17 protein-coding genes and 1 pseudogene are annotated in these 18450 nt (G+C 73.2%); 4 read left to right on the top strand and 14 right to left on the bottom strand.

Going from position 1 to position 18450, the window contains the following annotated elements; genetic code table 11:
• Nucleotides 1–27 precede the first annotated feature (27 nt).
• Nucleotides 28–1290, top strand: coding sequence for a nucleotide sugar dehydrogenase (locus ACQP03_RS16745; protein WP_357118887.1), 1263 nt, complete (start codon nt 28–30; stop codon nt 1288–1290).
• A 99-nt stretch (nt 1291–1389) separates the two neighbouring features.
• On the opposite strand, the gene ACQP03_RS16740 is transcribed toward ACQP03_RS16745, so the two are convergent.
• From ACQP03_RS16740 to ACQP03_RS16725, 4 genes are all read right to left on the bottom strand, one after another.
• Entirely contained in the window at nt 1390–3876 is a 2487-nt protein-coding gene (locus tag ACQP03_RS16740) for an ABC transporter permease (RefSeq protein WP_433461080.1), read from the bottom strand.
• Between the two features lie 147 nt (nt 3877–4023).
• Nucleotides 4024–4689: a response regulator transcription factor gene (locus ACQP03_RS16735; protein ID WP_357397441.1), complete on the bottom strand. Its 666-nt coding sequence runs from the start codon at nt 4687–4689 to the stop codon at nt 4024–4026.
• Entirely contained in the window at nt 4686–5891 is a 1206-nt protein-coding gene (locus ACQP03_RS16730) for a sensor histidine kinase (protein ID WP_433461079.1), read from the bottom strand. The genes ACQP03_RS16735 and ACQP03_RS16730 overlap by 4 nt, the downstream gene beginning before the upstream one ends.
• Before the next feature lie 22 nt (nt 5892–5913).
• Nucleotides 5914–6612, bottom strand: a complete 699-nt coding sequence (locus ACQP03_RS16725; protein ID WP_357170500.1) for a DUF305 domain-containing protein — start codon at nt 6610–6612, stop codon at nt 5914–5916.
• Nucleotides 6613–6752: 140 nt separating this feature from the next.
• Here ACQP03_RS16725 and ACQP03_RS16720 point away from each other — a divergent pair, with 140 nt between their 5' ends.
• Together ACQP03_RS16720 and ACQP03_RS16715 are read left to right on the top strand one after the other, a co-directional pair.
• Nucleotides 6753–8201: an LVIVD repeat-containing protein gene (locus tag ACQP03_RS16720; RefSeq protein ID WP_357118902.1), complete on the top strand. Its 1449-nt coding sequence runs from the start codon at nt 6753–6755 to the stop codon at nt 8199–8201.
• A 125-nt stretch (nt 8202–8326) separates the two neighbouring features.
• Entirely contained in the window at nt 8327–9553 is a 1227-nt protein-coding gene (locus tag ACQP03_RS16715; RefSeq protein ID WP_357118905.1) for an SLC13 family permease, read from the top strand.
• A 6-nt stretch (nt 9554–9559) separates the two neighbouring features.
• Here ACQP03_RS16715 and ACQP03_RS16710 read toward each other — a convergent pair whose 3' ends face one another.
• From ACQP03_RS16710 to ACQP03_RS16690, 5 genes are all read right to left on the bottom strand, one after another.
• Nucleotides 9560–10036: a DUF1203 domain-containing protein gene (locus ACQP03_RS16710; protein ID WP_357118908.1), complete on the bottom strand. Its 477-nt coding sequence runs from the start codon at nt 10034–10036 to the stop codon at nt 9560–9562.
• Nucleotides 10037–10125: 89 nt separating this feature from the next.
• The gene (locus ACQP03_RS16705) at nt 10126–10953 is read right to left on the bottom strand and encodes a MerR family transcriptional regulator (protein WP_357118911.1); all 828 of its coding nucleotides are present in this window, start codon (nt 10951–10953) and stop codon (nt 10126–10128) included.
• Between the two features lie 54 nt (nt 10954–11007).
• Nucleotides 11008–12609, bottom strand: coding sequence for an asparagine synthetase B family protein (locus ACQP03_RS16700; RefSeq protein WP_433461078.1), 1602 nt, complete (start codon nt 12607–12609; stop codon nt 11008–11010).
• A gap of 4 nt (nt 12610–12613) precedes the next feature.
• Nucleotides 12614–13573 (bottom strand): DUF5715 family protein, encoded by a 960-nt coding sequence (locus ACQP03_RS16695; RefSeq protein ID WP_357118917.1) that lies wholly within the window; start codon nt 13571–13573, stop codon nt 12614–12616.
• Nucleotides 13574–13728: 155 nt separating this feature from the next.
• Nucleotides 13729–14772: an anti-sigma-D factor RsdA gene (locus tag ACQP03_RS16690; RefSeq protein ID WP_433461077.1), complete on the bottom strand. Its 1044-nt coding sequence runs from the start codon at nt 14770–14772 to the stop codon at nt 13729–13731.
• A 45-nt stretch (nt 14773–14817) separates the two neighbouring features.
• Here ACQP03_RS16690 and ACQP03_RS16685 point away from each other — a divergent pair, with 45 nt between their 5' ends.
• Nucleotides 14818–15087, top strand: coding sequence for a S8 family serine peptidase (locus tag ACQP03_RS16685; protein WP_396833122.1), 270 nt, complete (start codon nt 14818–14820; stop codon nt 15085–15087).
• A 27-nt stretch (nt 15088–15114) separates the two neighbouring features.
• Here the strand turns inward: ACQP03_RS16685 and ACQP03_RS16680 are convergent, their stop codons facing one another.
• The 5 genes and pseudogenes from ACQP03_RS16680 to ACQP03_RS16660 all read right to left on the bottom strand — a co-directional run bounded on the left by ACQP03_RS16680 (nt 15115) and on the right by ACQP03_RS16660 (nt 18394).
• On the bottom strand, nt 15115–15639 hold the full coding sequence (locus ACQP03_RS16680) for a 2'-5' RNA ligase family protein (RefSeq protein ID WP_433461076.1): 525 nt from the start codon (nt 15637–15639) through the stop codon (nt 15115–15117).
• 256 nt (nt 15640–15895) lie between these two features.
• Nucleotides 15896–16012: a twin-arginine translocase TatA/TatE family subunit gene (locus ACQP03_RS16675; protein WP_357118926.1), complete on the bottom strand. Its 117-nt coding sequence runs from the start codon at nt 16010–16012 to the stop codon at nt 15896–15898.
• Nucleotides 16013–16218: 206 nt separating this feature from the next.
• Nucleotides 16219–16398 (bottom strand): annotated as a pseudogene (locus tag ACQP03_RS16670) (DUF397 domain-containing protein); the annotation flags it as partial.
• 239 nt (nt 16399–16637) lie between these two features.
• Nucleotides 16638–17243, bottom strand: coding sequence for a response regulator transcription factor (locus ACQP03_RS16665; protein WP_357118929.1), 606 nt, complete (start codon nt 17241–17243; stop codon nt 16638–16640).
• Nucleotides 17240–18394 (bottom strand): sensor histidine kinase, encoded by a 1155-nt coding sequence (locus ACQP03_RS16660; RefSeq protein ID WP_357118932.1) that lies wholly within the window; start codon nt 18392–18394, stop codon nt 17240–17242. The genes ACQP03_RS16665 and ACQP03_RS16660 overlap by 4 nt, the downstream gene beginning before the upstream one ends.
• Between the last annotated feature and the right edge of the window lie 56 nt (nt 18395–18450).

The following is an 18450-nucleotide window of genomic DNA, read 5'->3' as shown; positions in this document are numbered from 1 at the left end:
TCATTTCCACCGTCTGCGGGAGCCCGGGTGAGCGCTGAGAAGCTGGTCGTGATCGGCCAGGGGTACGTCGGACTGCCGCTGGCCATGCGTGCCGTCGAGGCGGGCCTGGACGTCGTCGGCCTGGACGTCGACGCCGACCGGGTGAAGCGGCTCGCGTCGGGTGAGTCGTTCGTCGAGGACATCCCCACCGACCGGCTGGGCCGGGCGCTGGGCAGCGGCCGGTACCGCCCCAGCACCGACTACACCGACGCCGAGGGTTTCGACGTCTGCGTCATCACCGTGCCCACCCCGCTGCGCGACGGCACCCCGGACCTGAGCTTCGTCGAGCAGGCCGGTATCCGCGTCGGCCCGTACGTGCGGCCGGGCTGCACGGTCATCCTGGAATCGACCACCTACCCCGGCACCACCGAGGAGCTGCTTCGGCCGCTGTTGGAGTCGGCCAGCGGGCTGACCAGCCCCGGCGACTTCCACCTCGGCTACAGCCCGGAGCGGATCGACCCGGGCAACCCGACGTGGCGACTGGAGAACACCCCGAAGGTGGTCTCCGGGATCGACGCGGCGTCGCTGGACCGGGTGCAGGGCTTCTACCAGCGGCTCGTGGAGCGCACCGTCGCCGTCGACTCCACCCGGGTGGCCGAGTTGACCAAGCTGATCGAGAACACGTTCCGCCAGGTCAACATCGCGCTGATCAACGAGCTCACGATGCTCTCACACCACCTCGACATCGACGTCTGGCAGGCGATCGACGCCGCCGCGACCAAGCCTTTCGGGTTCCTGCCGTTCCGGCCCGGCCCGGGTGTCGGCGGGCACTGCCTGCCGATCGATCCGTGCTACCTGTCCTGGCAGGTCAAGCGACGCCTCGGCCGGCAGTTCCGGTTCATCGAGCTGGCCAACGACATCAACCACGAGATGCCCGAGCACGTCACCCAGCGGATCATGGCAGGGCTCAACCGCACCGGCCGGGCGGTCAGCGGCGCGCGACTGCTGCTGCTCGGGCTCGCGTACAAGCGGAACACCGGTGACATGCGGGACTCCCCCGCCGTCGACGTGGCCCGCCGTCTGCAGGCACTCGGCGCCGAGGTGCACGCGGTCGAGCCGTACGCGGAGGCCCACCAGATCCCCGCCGGGGTCGCGGTCGTCGGGCTCACCGAGCGGGAGGTGCGGGCCGCGGACGCGGTCGTGGTGGTCACCGACCACGACTGCTTCGACTACGACCTGGTGGTCCGGCACGCCCGCTACGTCTTCGACACCCGCAACCGGTGCTCCGGCGAGGTGGTCGAGCGCCTGTAGGGCGTGCCCCGGACCCGGCACCGCTGGCCGGTCCCGCCGCCGGGGAAGGCGGCGGGGCCGGCCGGCGGATGTCGCTTCGGGCACCCGTGGACGACACGCTCACTGGTCGGCGAGCGCCTCGACGACGGGCCGCGACAGTGCCCGGCGGGCCGGAAGCACCGAGGCGAGCAGAGCGGCCAGCACCGCCACGCCGAGGATCGAGGAGAGCTGGCCGAGTGGCAGCACCACGTGGAAGTCCCCGCCGAGGCGGGCCAGCAGCGCCATCCCGGCGGCGCTGACGCCGGTGCCCAGCCCGATACCGAGGATCGCGCCGACCAGCGTCATGAGGATCGCCTCGACCGCGAGCATGGCCCGCATCCGGCCGCGGGACAGCCCGACCGCCCGCAGGACGCCGTTCTCCCGGGTGCGCTCGACCACCGACAGGCTCAGCGTGTTGGCCACGCCGACGAGGGCGATCACGACGGCCAGGCCGAGCAGCGCGGTGACGGAGGCCAGCAGCATGTCCACCGTGCCGGTGAGCATCTTCTTGTACGCCCCCTGGTCCATCAGGTTCGCCGTCGGGTAGCGGGCGAGCACGGCCTCGATCGCAGCGCGGGCCCGTTCGGCGCTCACGCCGTCAGCCGGGTCGATCTCGGCGAGGAAACCGCGTTCGCGGGGAAAGAGCACCGCGAAGTCCCGGTCGTCCAGCTCGATGACGTGTCCCTCGGGCGCGGCGCTGGAGACCATGGCCGGCGCGTCGTCGGCCACCACCGCGGCCACCCGGAACGCCCGCCCCTCGATGGTGACGGCGGAACCGACCTGCCAGCCGTGCGCCCGCGCCAGCTCCTGGTGCACCAGCACCTGCCCCGGCCCGAGTCGGTCGACGTCGCCGGCCACCACGCCGGACAACGTCCGGCCGACCAGCGCCGGGTGGGCGGCCCGGACCTCGATGTCGCCGGTCACGACGCTGCGCTGCTCGTGCACCACGCCCAGTTCGGGGCGCGCGGCCAGCTCACCGGCGAGCGCGGCGGGCAGATTCTGGCCGATGCCGCTGACCACGAAGTCCGTCCCGATCTCGGCGTCGACGCTGCGTTCGATGCCGTCCTTGGTGCTGCGCGCGCCCACCACGAACGCCGACACCAACCCGATCCCGATGACCAGGGCGGTCGCCGTCGCGGCGATCCGACGCGGGTTGCGAACCGCGTTCGCCACCGCCAGACCGACGGTCATCCCGAACACCCGGCGGGCCGGCCAGCCGATCAGCCGGACCAGCGCCGGGACGAGCACCGGGCCAAACAGCACGATGCCGAAGAAGGCCAGCACACCGCCCACGGCCACGAGGAGCACCTGACCGGCGTCGGCCGCGCCGGCCAGCGCCGCGACTCCCGCGCCCAGCACCACCGCGCCGAGGGCCAGCCGCACCCGGCCCGCTCCCCGAGCGGGCTGCACGGCGGCGTCGGTCAGCGCGGCCACCGGGGCGACCCGGGTGCCCCGCCAGGCCGGCAGCAGGGCCACGGCGACGGTGAGCCCGGTACCGAGCAGCAGGCTGGTCAGCACGGTCGAGCCGGCGACGGTCAACCCGCCGGAGAGCGGCACGTCCAGTCGAGACATCAGCAGCCGGAGTCCGCCGGCGAGAGCCACCCCGAGCACGACGCCGAGGGCGGAGGCGACGAGGCCGAGCAGCGCCGACTCCAGCAGCGCCGCCCGGAACACCTGCCCCCGGGTCGCACCCACCAGGCGCAGCAGCGCGGTCCGGCGGGTGCGCTGCGCCAGCACGATCGCGAAGGTGTTGGCGATCACGAAGCCGGCCACCACCACCGCGACCCCGACGAAGATGAGCAGCAGCAGCAGGAACTGGTTCAGATTGCGGACGGCGTCCTCGACGGCCTCATCGAGGATCTGCTGGCGGCCCTTCACGTCGACGTCGGCGCTCCCGACGGCGGCGCGTAGCCGGTCGGCCAACGCCGCCTGGGCTGTTCCCGGCCGGGCCGCCACCATGATCCGGTCGTAGCCACGCCCGCCGCTGACCGCGAGCGCGTCCGCGCCGACCAGACCGATGAACGGGCCGCCGACGTCGCGGACGCTGCCCGCCACGTCGACCGTGCCGACCAGGGTGTACGGACGGGCCGCCCCGCCGGTACCGCCGACGAGAACCGGAGCGCCGAGGGTGAAGCCCTCCTTCGCCACCGTCGGCGCGTCGAGCACCACCTCGCCCGCGCGGTCGGGGAGGCGACCGGCGACCACGTCGTACGAGCGCAGGGCCGTCTCGGTGGGGATGGCGGCGAGCACTGCGTAGCCGAGCACCGGTCGCCCGTCAGCGCCGAGGAGTCCACCGGCGCCGAGCAGCTCACCGGCCGCGGCGGCCACCCCGTCGACCGTACGGACGTCGTCGACCAGCCTCGCCGGCAGCGGCCGGGGGCCGTCGGGGTAGACGCCGAGGTCGGTGTGCCGGTCGAAGGCGCCGGCCCGCTGGTACGCGCCCGCGCGCATCCCGTCCACGACGATCAGCGTGCCGGCGACGAAGGCGACACCGAGTACGACGGCGAGCGCGGACAGCAGCATGCGCAGCGCCTCGGCGCGCAGCGTACGCAGGGTCAGGCGGATCATGTGCGGGCTCCCGGTGCCGGCGCGGATCGGACCCCTCCGACGCTATGGCCGGTCCGGTCGGATCGATCTCCACCTGCGCTCTCGACCCGCGTACGCCGCAGGTGGCGCACGGACGCGCCGGCCGTACGACCGCGGTCGTACGGCGGGTCAGCGCCCGGGTGTGACCAGGCCGCTCTCGTACGCCAGCACGACCGCCTGCACCCGGTCGCGCAGGTGCAGCTTCGCCAGGATCCGCCCGACGTGGGTCTTCACCGTCGCCTCGGCCACGTGCGCCTTGGCGGCGATCTCGGCGTTGGACAGCCCCTGCGCGACCAGCAACAGCACCTCCCGCTCCCGCTCGGTGAGCTGGGCCAGCCGGGGGTCGGCGGTCGGGGTGACGCCAAGTTGGCCGGCGAAGCGGTCCAGCAGCCGCCGCGTGATCGACGGGGCGACCACCGAGTCGCCCCGCGCGACCACGCGGATGGCGTCCAGCAGCTCCTCCGGCGGAACGTTCTTGAGCAGAAAACCGCTCGCGCCGGCCCGCAGCGCGGCGAACGCGTCGGCCTCGGTGTCGAAGGTGGTCAACACCAGCACCCGAGGCGGACCCGACGGCCGGTCGGCGCAGATCCGGCGGGTGGCCTCCACCCCGTCCATGGTCGGCATCCGGATGTCCATCACCACGACGTCCGCCTCGGTGCGGGCCAGCACGCGCAGGGCGTCGGCGCCGTCGATGGCCTCCCCGACCACCGTCAGGTCGGGCTGCGAGTCCAGCACCATCCTGAATCCGGCGCGCACCAGCGCCTGGTCGTCCACGATCACCACCCGGACCGTCATGCCGCGATCACCTCCGCTGAGGGCTCCGACGGTAGCGGGAGCCGTACCCGCACCTGCCAGCCCCCGGTCGGCCGGGGGCCGGCGGTGAGGCTGCCGTCGTACACCGCCACGCGCTCGCGCATGCCGAGCAGACCGTGACCGCCGGGCGGCGCTGGACTGACGACCGGGCGGCCCCGACCGTCGTCGACGACCCGGACCTCGACGGCGTCGGCGGAGTACGTCATCCGCAGGTCGACAGTGGCGCCGACGCCGGCGTGCTTGAGCGCGTTGGTCAGCGCCTCCTGCACCACGCGGTAGACCGTCAGCTCCAGGCCCGGCGGCAGGGCCGGGGGCTCGCCGCTGACGGCGTCCCGGACAAACAGCCCGGCGTCGCGGAAGCGGGCCAGCAGGTCGGGCAGCTCGGCCAGGGCCAACCGGCGGTGCTCCGGGTCGGCGGCCACGACGTCCGCCCCGGCGGGGCCCGAGTCGCGCAGGACCCCGACGAGCCGCCGCATCTCCTCCAGCGCGGAGCGGCCGGTGTCGGCGACCACCTTCACGGCGGCGCGCGCCTGCTCGGGGTCGCGGTCGAGCATGAAGCGGGCACCGTCCGCCTGGACGATCATCACCGCCATGCTGTGCGCCACCACGTCGTGCAGTTCGCGGGCGATGCGGGTGCGCTCCTCGGCGACCGCCGCCCGCGACTCGGCCTCCCGCTCACGTTCGAGGGTGGCGGCGCGCTCTTCGAGGCTCAGCACGTAGAGGCGGCGGGTCCGCACGTTCAGCGCGACGAGCCAGACCGCGCCGGTGACCAGCGCGTACCACAGCGCGGTCACCCACCACATGATGACGCCGGGGGTCTGCGCGGCGGCGAGCAGCACGCCCACGGCGGCGACCGCGCCGGCCAGCACACCGTCGCGCAGCCGCCGGCCGTATTTCACGACGCTGTAGAGCGCGATCAGGACGGCGACGTCGAACGCCTGCGGACCCCACCGGGTGATCACCTGGACCAGGGCGAGCGCCGCCACGACGACGGTCACCGCGCTCGGGTGGGTGCGGCGGAACAGCAGCGCCACCGCCATGCCCACGCCGACGCCGACGGCGGCCCAACCGCCGGGTTGCGACACCGCCGAGGTGAGACCGACGAACGCGACCACGACGGAGACGGCCACGTCGAAGGCGACGCCGCGCAGGGGGCGGCCGAACAGCGTGCGTCTCACGGTCACCCAGCGTACGGGTCGTCGACGGTCAGGGCGGCGTCAGCTCGCGCAGGCGGTTGATCTCGATGGCCTGCTCGGTGGCGAGTGAGGTGGCCAGCTCGTTGAGGGTCGCGTCGACCCCGACCGACAGCAGGTCGGTCGCCATGGTCACGGCGCCCTGATGGTGATCGGTCATCATCGTGATGAAGAGCCTGTCGAACTCGACGCCCCGGGCGGCGGCCAGTCGCCGCATCGCCTCGGGGGACTGCATGCCGCGCATGCCGGCGTGGTCGTGGCCGGGCGCCGTCTCGGGCAGCCCGCGGGTGGAGAGCCAGCCGCGCAGGACCTTGATCTCGGGGCCCTGGCCGGCGCGGATCCGGTCGGCGTACGCGCGGATCCGCGGATCCGCAGCGTGGTCCGTCGCCAGTGTGCTCATCTCCAGCGCCTGCTCGTGGTGCGGGATCATCATCTGGACGTAGACGGTGTCCAGGCCGTTGTAGCGGGGTGGGCTGTCGTCGCGCAGCTCGTGCGCGGACCGGGCGACGGCGGGCTCGCCGGGGCGGCCGGGCACGAGGACCGGCGGCGGCGGTGGACCGGTCGGGCCGGTCGTCGGCGTGGGCGTCGCCGAGGCGGGCGCGGCGGCCGGCGGGCCGGGTTCACCGGCGGCGCGGATGGCCAGCGCCACCAGCGCCGCGACGATGGTCGCCGCTATGACGACGGCGAGTAACCGACCACGTCGGACAGTCATGCCGCACTCCCCTCAGGTCGAGGTCGCAGCGATCCTATCCATTGACGAGTCGACGTAGATGTGACCCGGATCACATCGATGATCTCCGAGGCTCGGTAAGGTACCGACAACGTCATCCCCCCTTTCGAAGGGCGCCGCCAATGATCAAGTTGGCCACCGCACGGCTCCGACAACTCCGCATCGTCAGCCTGGCCGCGACCGGCCTGCTGCTGACCAGCGTCGCCCTGGCGACACCGAGCAGCGCACAGGAGGCCGCACCGGCCGCACCGGCGGCCGCCAGCGACATCCCGGGCGTCGACGAGATCCGCAGCAGCCCCAACCTGCGGCAGATCGCCAACCTCCCCAAGCAGGCGCCGTTCGACACGACGGCCGCGCTCAACAGCGACATGGCGTTCCAGGGCAAGTACGCCTTCGCCGGCAACTACAACGGGTTCGTCATCTACGACATCTCCCGGCCCAGCGCGCCCACGATCACCGCGCAGGTCAACTGCCCGGGCTCGCAGAACGACATCTCCGTCTACGGCAACCTGCTGTTCGTCTCCACCGACTCGTCGCGCAGCGACGACTCGTGTGCGAGCGTCGCGCAGCCGGCGTCGGTCAAGGAGTCGTGGGAGGGCATCAAGGTCTTCGACATCAGCGACAAGGCCAACCCGCGCTACATCAAGTCCGTCGAGACCGCCTGCGGGTCGCACACCCACACGCTGGTGCCGGGCAAGGACCGCAAGAACGTCTACCTGTACGTCTCGTCGTACAGCCCGCGGGCCGAGTTCCCCGACTGCCAGCCGCCGCACGACTCCATCTCCATCGTCAAGGTGCCGGTGAAGAAGCCCACCGAGGCGGCCGTCATCTCGACGCCGAACCTCTTCCCGGACGGCGGTTTCCCGGGCAGCGAGACCGGCTCGGCGACCACCGGCTGCCACGACATCACCGCGTACCCGGCGAAGGACATCGCCGCCGGCGCCTGCATGGGTGACGGCATCCTGCTCGACATCAAGAACCGCGAAGCGCCCCGGCTGATCACCCAGGTCCGGGACACCGTCAACTTCGCGTTCTGGCACTCGGCCACCTTCAACAACGCCGGCACCAAGGTCGTCTTCACCGACGAACTGGGCGGCGGCGGCGCGGCCACCTGCAACGAGACGGTCGGCCCCGACCGGGGCGCGGACGCCGTCTACGACATCACCGGCCGCGGCAACGCGCGGAAGCTGGAGTTCCGCAGCTACTACAAGATCCCCCGGACCAACGGCGACACCGAGAACTGCGTGGCGCACAACGGCTCGCTGGTCCCGGTGCTCGGGCGGGACATCATGGTGCAGGCGTGGTACCAGGGCGGCATCTCGGTCTGGGACTTCACCGACTCGCGCCACCCCAAGGAGATCGCCTACTGGGAGCGGGGCCCGCTGTCCGCCACCCAGGCCGTCACCGGCGGCGCCTGGTCGACGTACTACTACAACGGCAACATCTACTCCAACGACATCCAGAAGGGTCTGGACGTCCTGGAGCTGAACGACTGGCGGACCTGGTCGGCGAACCTGACCCGGTTCAAGGAGTTGAACGTGCAGACCCAGCCCGGTTACCTGAGCTGGTAGAACCGACGTCCGACCCGGGCCCGGCCGCTCCTCGAGAGGCCGGGCCCGGCCACGTCAGGTGGGCCTGGTCACCCGGGCCCGGGTTGACGAGCGCCTGACCGGGCGCTGTGTCAACGTGGTCACCTGTGAAGTCTGCCGCCGGCGCGCCGCCGGCCCCGCCCGAGCCGACCGCGCGCTGGCGTCCCCACCCGCTCGACCTGGTGGCCGTCGTGCTCGCGGTGGCCGGCGCGGTCTGCGCGCTGACCGGGCTGCTGCCCCGCGCCGAGACCACGGGCACCCTGCACCGCATCCTGCCGCTGCTGCTCTTCCTCGGCACCGTGATCGTGCTGGCCGAGCTGACCGCCGTCGCGGGCGTCTTCGACGTGCTCGCCAGTCGACTGGCCATCGCCTCCCGGGGCCGCTGGGCGGCGCTGTTCCTGCTCTGCGGCGGCCTGGCCACGGTGACCACCCTCGTGCTCAACCTCGACACCACCGCCGTGCTGCTCACCCCGGTGCTGCTCGCCCTGGCCCGCACCCTGCGCGTCCCCGCCGGGCCGCTCGCGGTCACCACGGTCTGGCTGGCGAACACCGCCAGCCTGCTGCTGCCGGTGTCGAACCTGACGAATCTGCTGGCCGCCGACCGGGTCGGCCTCACCCCACTGGCGTACGCCGAGCGCATGGCGCTGCCGCAGCTCGCCGCCGTGACGGCCACCATGGCGCTGCTCTGGTACGCCTGGTGGCGGCGGGAACGACCGGACGGCGGACGCTTCATCCCGCCGGCCCCGCACGTGCCGGCCGACCCGGTGCTGCACCGCACCGCCCTCGCCGGCTGCCTGCTCTTCGTCGCCGGCATCCTCGCCGGGGTGGAGATCGGGCTCGCCTCCACCGTCGCCCTCGCGCTGGTGCTGGTCGGCTTCGTGATCCGCTCCCCCGCGACGCTGCGCGCCCAACTGGTGCCGGTACGACTGCTGCTCTTCGTCGTCGGCCTGTTCCTGGTGGTGCAGACCCTCGGCCGGCACGGGCTCGACGACCTGGTCGCCGGTCTGGTCGGCGCCGACGGCGGAGCGGTCGGCGCGTTGCGTGCCGGCGGCACGGGTGCGCTGCTGGCGAACGCGGTCAACAACCTACCGGCGTACCTGGCCGGCGAGTCGGTGCTGCCGACCGTCGACCACACCCGCCTGCTGGCCCTGCTGATCGGCACGAACGTCGGCCCGCTGGCCGCGCCCTGGGCGTCGCTGGCCACCCTGCTGTGGTTCGAGCGGTGCCGGGCGGCCGGGGTGGCGGTGCCGGTGCGACGGTTCGTGCTGACCAGCGCCCTGCTCGCCGTCGTGGGCACGCTGGCGGCGGTCGGCGCGCTGCTCCTGGTCGGCTGAGGGCCGTCACCCGGCGGCCCGCTCCACCACGAACATGAAGCAGCCGTAGATCACGTTGCGACTGTGCAGTCGGTGTACCTGCGGATCGGCGAACAGCTCCGCGATCACCGCCTCCGGGTCCGTGCCGTCGTGCAGCCGGCCGCCGCAGATCCGTCCCTGCCGGTCGTACGCCCGCAGGACCTGGGCCCGTCCCCGCCAGCCCGGCGGGTGGCCGCCGCCGTGGTCCGGGCCGGGGCAGGCGGCGGCGTGCGCGAAGACCGGCCCGATCTCCCGGTACGCGGCGGCGGCGATCGGCGGGGCGTACCCGAAGAGCAGCACCGCCTCCCCCACCTCCGCGTCGCGTAGGCAGCACCGTAGCGGCTCCCCGCCGCCGGCCAGGCGCCCTTCGACGCGATGGCCGGCGGCGTCTCGGCCGGTCCGACGGACGAGCTCCAGCACCGCGGCCGGCACGGCGTGGATGAGGAAGGTGGCGGTGGTCGTCATGCGTCCAGCCTGCCCCGGTGCCGGTGCGGGTGCTGGCGGTGATCGGACCTGGCGCTCGGGACCAGCCGCCGGCGCGAGGGCGAGCGCTGTCAGTCGCGGTCGACGGCGAGCTGAAGCTCGGTCACGCCGGCTTCCGGGGAGTCCTGGCGATAGTCCAGGTACACCTCGCGGGCGAACCCGTCCGGGCGGTACCCGTTCTCCTCGATCCACCGGGCGAGCGCCTGGACGCTGCGGTCGGCGTCGTCCATCGAGCCGTGGTGCACGATCGTCGCGGCCGTCCCGACCGCCGGCAGGTCCCGCACCGTCACGTCGGGAATCGCCGTGACCCCACCGCCGACGCTCACCCCGGCGTGCACCACCACCGCCTCGCCCTCGTCCTCGGCCGGTTCGTACCAGGCGATGGCCGGCCCGGACGGGGTGATCCCGGCGGCGTCGAGCCGGCGGAACAGCTCCGGGTAGAGCGGCTGGATCACCGGACCGATGTCCTGACTCTCGTAGCTGGGCGCGACGGCGGTCAGCTCCGCCACGCGCACCGGCGCGATCTGCTTGAGTACGACGTCCTGGTTGGTCATCCGACCCTCCGATTCGATCATCCGGAGCCTCGCCTCGACCGCCGCGAGCCGGGCCGTGTCGGCGGCCAGCCGGGTGGCCAGCTCGCTGCGACGCAGCCGCAACATGCCGCGCAGCTCGGCGGTGTCGACGGTCTCGTCCAGGATCGCGCGCACCTGCTCCAGGGTGAGCCCCAGGTCCTTGAGGGCGATCACCCGGTTGAGCCGACGCAACTGCTCGGCCCGGTAGAAGCGGTAGCCGGTGTGCGGATCGACGCTGGCCGGCCGCAGCAGACCGATGCTGTCGTAGTGGCGCAGCATCCGCACCGACACGCGGCCCAGTCGGGCGAAGTCTCCGATGGTGAACATGATCCCCTCACGCTGGTCCCTGACACGGTGTCAGAGTCAAGCGTCGGGCCGGGGTCAGCCCACCGGTGAGCGCCGGGGCGGGCGCGGGCCGACCAGCCGGCGGACCATCGGCGCGGCGTTCCACTTCGCCGCCCCGACCAGGTCACGAGCGTGCTCCAGGACGGTGTAGTCGGGTCGGTTCATCCCGTCGGCGATGGCCCGGTCCAGGTCGTTGCCGCACCCGCTGAGCACGGTGTCGAAGTCGCGGCGGACCGGCTCCAGCAGGTCGTAGCCGAACGACCGGTGCATCCGGGCGAACAGCGGCTTGTAGAGCCGCACCCGCTCGTGCAGACCGGAGGAGTACGACATGGGGTGCTTCGGCCGCCGCACGACGTAGTCGGGCAGCACGTCGGCGAACGCCCGCCGCACGATCCACTTCTCCTGGCCGTCGCGCACCTTGAGGTCCAGGGGCAGACGCATCGCCAGCTCCACCACGCTGAGGTCGAGGAATGGCACCCGCGCCTCCACCCCGTGAGCCATGGCGGCCCGGTCGACGCGCTGCAACTCGGTACGGCAGAGGTTGCGGATCCGGTGCAGAAACAGCCGGCGGGACGCGATCGGGTCGACCTGGCGGTACATCGGGTACCCGCCGAACAGCTCGTCGGAGCCGTCGCCGGTGAGCACCACCTTGACGCCCAGGTCGCGCAGCCGACGGAAGATCGGCACCGACACGACGGCGTTGATGATGTCGCCGTACTCGGTCAGCTCGGAGATCCGGATGGCCTCCCGGACGTCGGCCAGCCGGATGTCGCGCGGGCGCAGCTCGACCACGACGTGCGGCACGTCGAGGTCGGCGGCGAGCCGACGGGCGTACGCGACATCGGGACTGTCCGGCACGCCGACCGTCACCGCCACGCAGTCCGGGTGGAGGTCGCGTACCTGCCGCAGCGTCAACGAGCTGTCCAGCCCGCCGGAGAGGACGACGCCGACGGTCAGGTCGGTCTCCACCCGCATCCGGATGGCGTCGGTCAGGGCGGCCCGGACGAGCAGGGTGGCCTCGTCCGGGTCGTCGATGACCGGCAGGCCCTCGCCGATGGTGAGCAGGTCGACGTACGGGCGCAGCCGCACCGGTCCGTCCGGCTCGGCCCAGCCGTGGTGACCGGGAGGCACCTCGGTGACCGGGGCATGATGCCCGACGAGCGCCTTGACCTCGGAGGCGAGGTACAGGCAGCCGGGCCGCCGGGACCAGTACAGCGGTTTCACCCCGAGCGGGTCGCGGGCCAGGTACGCCCGGCCGGTGGCGCGTTCGACGACCGCGAAGGCGTACTCGCCGCGCAGCCGGGTCACCGCCGACTCGCCCCACTGTTGGAAGGCCGCCAACAGCACCTCGGTGTCGCTCTCGGTGCGGAACACCTGCCCGAGGCGGGTGAGCTGCGCGCGCAGCTCCCGGTGGTTGAAGATCTCGCCGTTGAAACAGAGCAGCCACCGCTCGTCGGTCGAGGTCCAGGGCTGCACGGCCCGGTCGCGGTCGACGACCCGAAGCCGGCGGGTGCCGGCGAGTAGTCCGGTCTCACAGCGGGTCTCGGTGACCTCGCCGCGCGGGGCGAGGACGGCGAGCATCCGTCGGAATGTCGCCGGGTCGGCCTCGGGGCCGAGGCTGAGCGCTATGCCGCACACGGGCTCAGACCCCCATCTCGGCCTCGTACGCCCGGCGCAGGCGATGCCGGGCGGTGGGCGCGAGGCACAGGTGCCAGGCCTGCCCCTCGTCGATCACGTTCAGGTCGCCGGCCTCCTGGCGGGCCAGCAGCAGCTCCGCGAGGGCGTCGCGCGCGCCGAACCGGGTGAACCAGGCCAGCTCGACGTCGGCCGAGTAGCCGAGGCAGTGGCCGCTGGGCAGCATCGCCGCGTAACCCAGGCGGCGTAGCCGGTACTGGTGCTCGGTGCTCCGGACCAGGCTCGTCACCCACAGCGGCGGGGTGCCCGCGGGCGCGGCGGCGGCGAACTCCCGGCCCAGTTCGTTGAGTAGCGCCACCACCTCCCGGCGGGCGCGACGGAACAGCAGACCGGCGGTGCGCGGGGTCACGTCGGGGCGCAGCCGCCGGCGTAGTCCGCGCGCGGCCCGGCCCAGCACGGTCGCGGGTTGCTCCTGGTAGCGAAAGCGCAGCAGGTCCCGGCGGCGCAGCCACTCCAGGTCGACCAGTTCCGCGCTGCCGTTGACCTGGTCGTCGGTGTGGAACACGGGGGCGTCCTGCCACCACAGCACGTCGATGCGGGAGAGCAGGTAGATCCGGACCAGCGCGGTGAGGTCGCGTGCCGAGGTGCGCTCGTTCGGCTGGTAGCGGGCCATCTCCAGCAGCAGCGTCTCGCGCGCCCCGAGCAGGCCCTGCGGGGTGGCGTCGAGCACGGCCGCCAGGGCCGGTTCGCGCAGCCGCTCGTCGATGAGCACCTGACGTGCCCGGGTGCTGGTGGCGTCGGCCAGGGCCCCCACCTCGACGAGCAGGTCGGCCACGGCCGCCCGGTAGGCGGCGAGGTCGGGGGCGGCGCTGGTCGGGCGTCGGGTGGCGGCGCCGGGGGGTCGGCGGCGAGGTGGAGCGGTGGGCGACGCGGGTTGCTGTCCCGGACTACGGCTGGGCACTCGCATGACGGGTTCCCTTCTCCGGCCACGTCGCTGGGTCAATCACCCTGAAAAACACCGTAATCATCGAGACCGACGTAGACCGAACAATCCTCCGATCTCACCCAAAGAAGCCGCGGGCGCAGGTGAGGCGCCCGCGGGCCGCGCCACGACGACTGGTGTTACCGGCTCGGCCGCAGGCTTGCGGGGTGTCCGGGCGTCGTCACCGACCTGTCCCGGTGCGACTGCGCGCCATCCTGGCGGGACGGTGCGCCGCCCTGATCGGCGGGTACGCCGCCCGGACGGCCACCGGGGGTCGGCGGACGCTGCTTCGCACGCGCGGTCGGTGCGCTCGGCCGGGCGACCGGCACGCCAGCGGGCGGCCCGGTCGGATGCCTCGTCGTGGCCGGCGTGGTCGATCTCGACCCGGCCGGGTTACGGCTCGGCTTGGCGACAGCCGCCGGGGATCCCTGGCTCGTGGAGGTGGCCGGCCCGGTCCTGGAGGGCACCGGCGTGGCGCTGGTGGCGATGTCCCCGGCGGGGGACGACGGTTCGGCCGCAGGGGCGGGCGGGAGCAGCAGCCGCAACTCCTCGACCTCCCTGCGCAGGCGAACCGCGGTCGTGTCCGCGCCCATGGCGCTCAACAGGCCCTCGGCGCGCTCCAACTGTCGGCGCGCGTCGTCGTGGCGCCCGTCGGCAAGATCCTGCCGGGCCTGCTCCAGCATCCCTCCGACCTCACGTTCGGCGACCATGGACTGCGCCCGCTCGGCGTAGACCAACTCGGTGACCGGCCACAACAGGCCGCCCGGCTCCGCGCGGCCGGCGCCGAACCAGAGACCGCCGACGACGGTGACCAGGGCCAGCGCGGCGGCAACGTACGTGGGTCGCCTGCCACGGCGGCGCGCGACGCCGGTCGGGGCACCGGTGCGGGAACGCCGGCGGCGGCCCGTCCACGGTGGTCGGCTCGGAGCGGGCCGGTGCGCCACCGTCACCACGTCCGGCTGAGCCGCGCGTGGGGCTGCTGCCGGCGCTGCCGGTTCCGCGGTCGCCTCGAACTCCTCCGACCGCCGCACCACGTCCGCGTGCCAGTCGGCCAGGAGGGCGATGACGGCGTCGTCGTCCGGATGACCCGGCGGCGGACGCTCGCCACGGCTGATCGCGTCGAGCAGTTGGTCAGCCTGCACGATGGGGTCCGGCGGCGTCGGCACCGGCTCGGACGCGGTCACAGGATCACCCCGGCGAGGGTGTCGCCCACGAGGGCGCGGAGCCGGGTGAGAGCGCGGTACTGCGCGAGTCGGACGGCGCCGGGCGTCTGCATCTACTCGACCTGGAAGGGCGCCGCCTACAACACCATCTCCGGCACCTCGATGGCCAGCCCGCACGTCGCGGGCGGGGCCGCGCTCTACAAGGCCACCCACCCCACCGCCACCCCGAGCGCGGTCAAGTCGGCCCTCCAGGCGGCCGGCACCACGAATTACAGCTGGCCGGCCGGCGACCCGGACGGCATCCAGGAGAAGCTGCTCAACGTCGCCACCTTCTGACCCCCCGCTGATCCGTCCCGGCCCGAGTCAGGGCCGGGACGGTTCCGTCAGCGGGGTCACCGTCCGGTCCGTACCGTCGTAGCTGCGGGCCGCGTCGAACGCGCCCGTCGGGCGCTGTCCGCCGGTCAACGCGCGGGCCATCCGCAGGTCCGCGTCGCGGAACCGCAACGCCAGGCTGAGGTGCGGCACCCACGCTCCCGGCGCGTGCCAGGGGCGGTGTCCGTCGGCCTTCTCGAGGACGTCCCAGACGGCGGCGTGCAGCGCGGTCAACGCCGGGGTGGGCCGCGCGAGCCAGACCAGCGGGGCGCTGCCATCGAGCACCACCACGCGGTCGAGCGTGACCGGCACCGGCAGCGCGGCGTCGAACAGGTCGGCCAGCCGGTGCTCGACACCCGGCCCGAACTCGTCCACGGCGGCGAGGGTCAGGTGCGGCCGGTTGGTCTGGTGGGTGTTGCGGGCCAGGCTCGGCAACCCGGCCGCCGCCAGGCGATCCCAGGCGGCCCGGACCTCGGCGTCCAACCCGGCCGAGCAGACCAGTTCCACGGTACGCACGAGGCCCACGCTAGCGGGCGCCACGCCCGTCAATGACCGAGCGGTGCGGATGGCCGGCCCCGCCACGGACAGCGGGGCTGATTCCGCCTCCGAGCCGGGCCGGACGGCCAGGTCGAAGAACAGTCCGACGGCGCTGGAGCGTACCGGTTTACCGGACCCGCCATCGTCTTCCTGGGCACCACGCCATCATTGAAGCCATTCCGGACATGAGGGCGCGACTGGCCTCATCGGCCGGGGAGTAGGCAGGACGCGCGGATCAGCGTCGCTCGTCGAACCGGTTTCGCAAAGACCTGCCCGCTCCCCGCGCTCGGCGGGGCAGCCAGATCCCGCCGATCACCAGCAGGACGATCACAAGGATGAGCAGCCAGCGCATCAGAACCTCCATGTCCGGGGGGTGCAGACCGTTGTGCCCCGCCGCCGATCCCCTTCAAACACTTCGAGAGCAGATCGCCGATGGCTGCCCGGTGCACAGCGTCTTGAGGCTGTCGTGGGCACGTGGCAGGCTCATGCTCCATGATCGACGATTTCGCGAAGACGGCATGGCCAAGCCGAGTCGCGAGACGAGACTCTGCGCTGGCCCCGCGCGAAGCCGACGAAGTCTCGCCACGCCTCCGGCGCGAACGTCAGCGTCCCACCGTCACGGTCCTTCGTGTCCCAAACGAGGACGACGCCCCGAAGGTTGTCAGCGACCTCCACACACGCCCCTCCGTTGTTGCCACCCTTGGTGCTCTTGCGCCACAGCGCGTCGGTTAGGTCCATGAGGATCCCGCTTCCCTGAGCAGGTCTAAGGACTGTCCACGGGAGAGAGCTTCCCCGCGGATGCGCTCCCATCGCCGGTCAGGAGAAACAATTTCTGACTGCTGTTCGGTTATTTGCGCCTGGGCCTGCCCGTCGATGTGGTTCGTCGCCGGGGCGCGTTGCCGGCAGCCGAGCCCTTCGACGGCACGGTGACGGCCCAGTGTTGCGTGGGGTGAAGCAGAGCAAGGGCTGACGACAGGTCAGAGCCAGCCGTTGTCCCGGGCGGTCCGTACCGCCTCCGCGCGGTCGGTCGCGCCGAGCTTCTGCACGGCGGCGGAGAGGTGGTTGCGCACGGTGCCGGTGGACAGGTGCACCCGGCGGGCGATCACGGCGACCGGCGCGCCGAACTCGGCCAGCCGCAGTGTCTCCAGTTCGCGGGGCGTCAGCGGGCACGCCGGCAGCGTCAACGCGTCGGCGGCCAGGGACGGGTCGACGTACCGGCCGCCGGCATGTACCCGGCGGATCACGTCGGCGAGCGCGCCACCGGGCGAGCCCTTGGGCAGGAAGCCCCGGGCACCGGCGGTCAGCGCCTGCCGCAGGTGACCGGGCCGGCCGTGTCCGGTGAGAAGCACCACGGCGCACTCGGGTCGGACGCGGGACAGCTCGGCGGCCACCGCGATGCCGTCCAGGCCGGGCATCTCCAGGTCGACCACGGCCACGTCCGGGCGGTGGGCGAGCGTCGCGGTGACCGCTGTCGGCCCGTCGGGGGCGTGTGCCACCACCTCGATGTCCGGCTCCAGGTCGAGCAGCGCGCCGACCGCGACGCGGATGAGATCCTCGTCGTCGGCGAGCAGGACGCGGATCACGTCGCCACCGGCACGGTGGCCTCGAGGGTGAAAACGGTGTCCTCGCGGCGTACCCGCAGTTCGCCTCCAGCAGCGGCGAGCCGGTCGGCCAGGCCGCGCAGGCCATGGCTGTGCGCGTCCGGGCCCCGGTCGTCGGCACCGTCGTTGACCACCGTCATCCTGGCCACGTCGCCCTCCCGGCCGATACGGATCCGGCACCAGTCGGCCCGGCTGTGCCGCAGCACGTTCGTGCCGGCCTCGCGCAGCACCGCCGCCAGTTCGGTGGCGACGGACTGCGGCAGGTCCGCCGGCGGCGGCAGGACGGTGCACCGTACGCCGCAGGACCGCAGCACCCCCACGATCGCGGTGAGCTGTTCGTCGAGGTCGACGACGCGGTAGCCGTGCACGGTCTCGCGTACCTCGGTCAGCGCGGACGCGGCGAGTCGCTGGGCCTCGGCGGCCTCCCGACCGGCCCGCTCCGGGTCGATCGGGGCGAGGCGGGCGGCGAGTTCGGCCTTCAGGGCGATCACCGTGAGGCGGTGTCCCAGGACGTCGTGCACGTCGCGGGCGAAGCGCAGCCGTTCCTCGGCGGCGGCCAGCCGGGCCTGGGCGGCCTGGCCCTGCCGCGCGTCCACCAGGAGGTCCCAGAACCAGACCTGGAAGCCGTTGAGAGCGGCGATGCCCACCCCGACCCCACCGGTCACCGCCAGGTGGCGCGCGACTGAACCGCCGGTCCATTCGGCGACGGCCACCGACACCAGCAGGACGGCGGCGGCCACCGCGAACGCGGCCCGCGGCCGGACGAGCAGCGGCGCCATACCGATCAGCGCCGCCCCGAGCCAGGCCCACGTCGGCCAGGCGCCGGCCGCCACCGGCCCCACCAGCGGAACGGTCAGCACGGCCGCCCCGGCCAGAGCCAGGTGGAAGCGGCGACGCCGGCGCGGGTCGAGCCACGGTGTCACGGCCGCGTACAGCACCGCGGTCTGGGCGAACACGAAGGCGAGGACGCCGGCCGCGCCGAGCGCCGCCCGACCCGGATCGGGCTCACGGGCGAGGCCGACCGCGGGCAGCAGGACACTCGCCCAGACGCCGGTGACGAGCGACAGCAGCGTCGCCCGGCGGGCACGGCGCAGCCGGCGGTCCGCCCGGACTGTGCCTGCCTCGCTCACCACGCGTCGATCCTAGGACCGCCCCGCGCACGCTCCACCCCTGCGAGATGTCACGGTCG

The organism is Micromonospora sp. CA-248212 (assembly GCF_050948405.1).
Classification (GTDB): Bacteria; Actinomycetota; Actinomycetes; order Mycobacteriales; family Micromonosporaceae; genus Micromonospora.
Note: the sequence above shows the minus strand (reverse complement) of the source record. Positions and strands in the feature narration are given on the sequence as shown.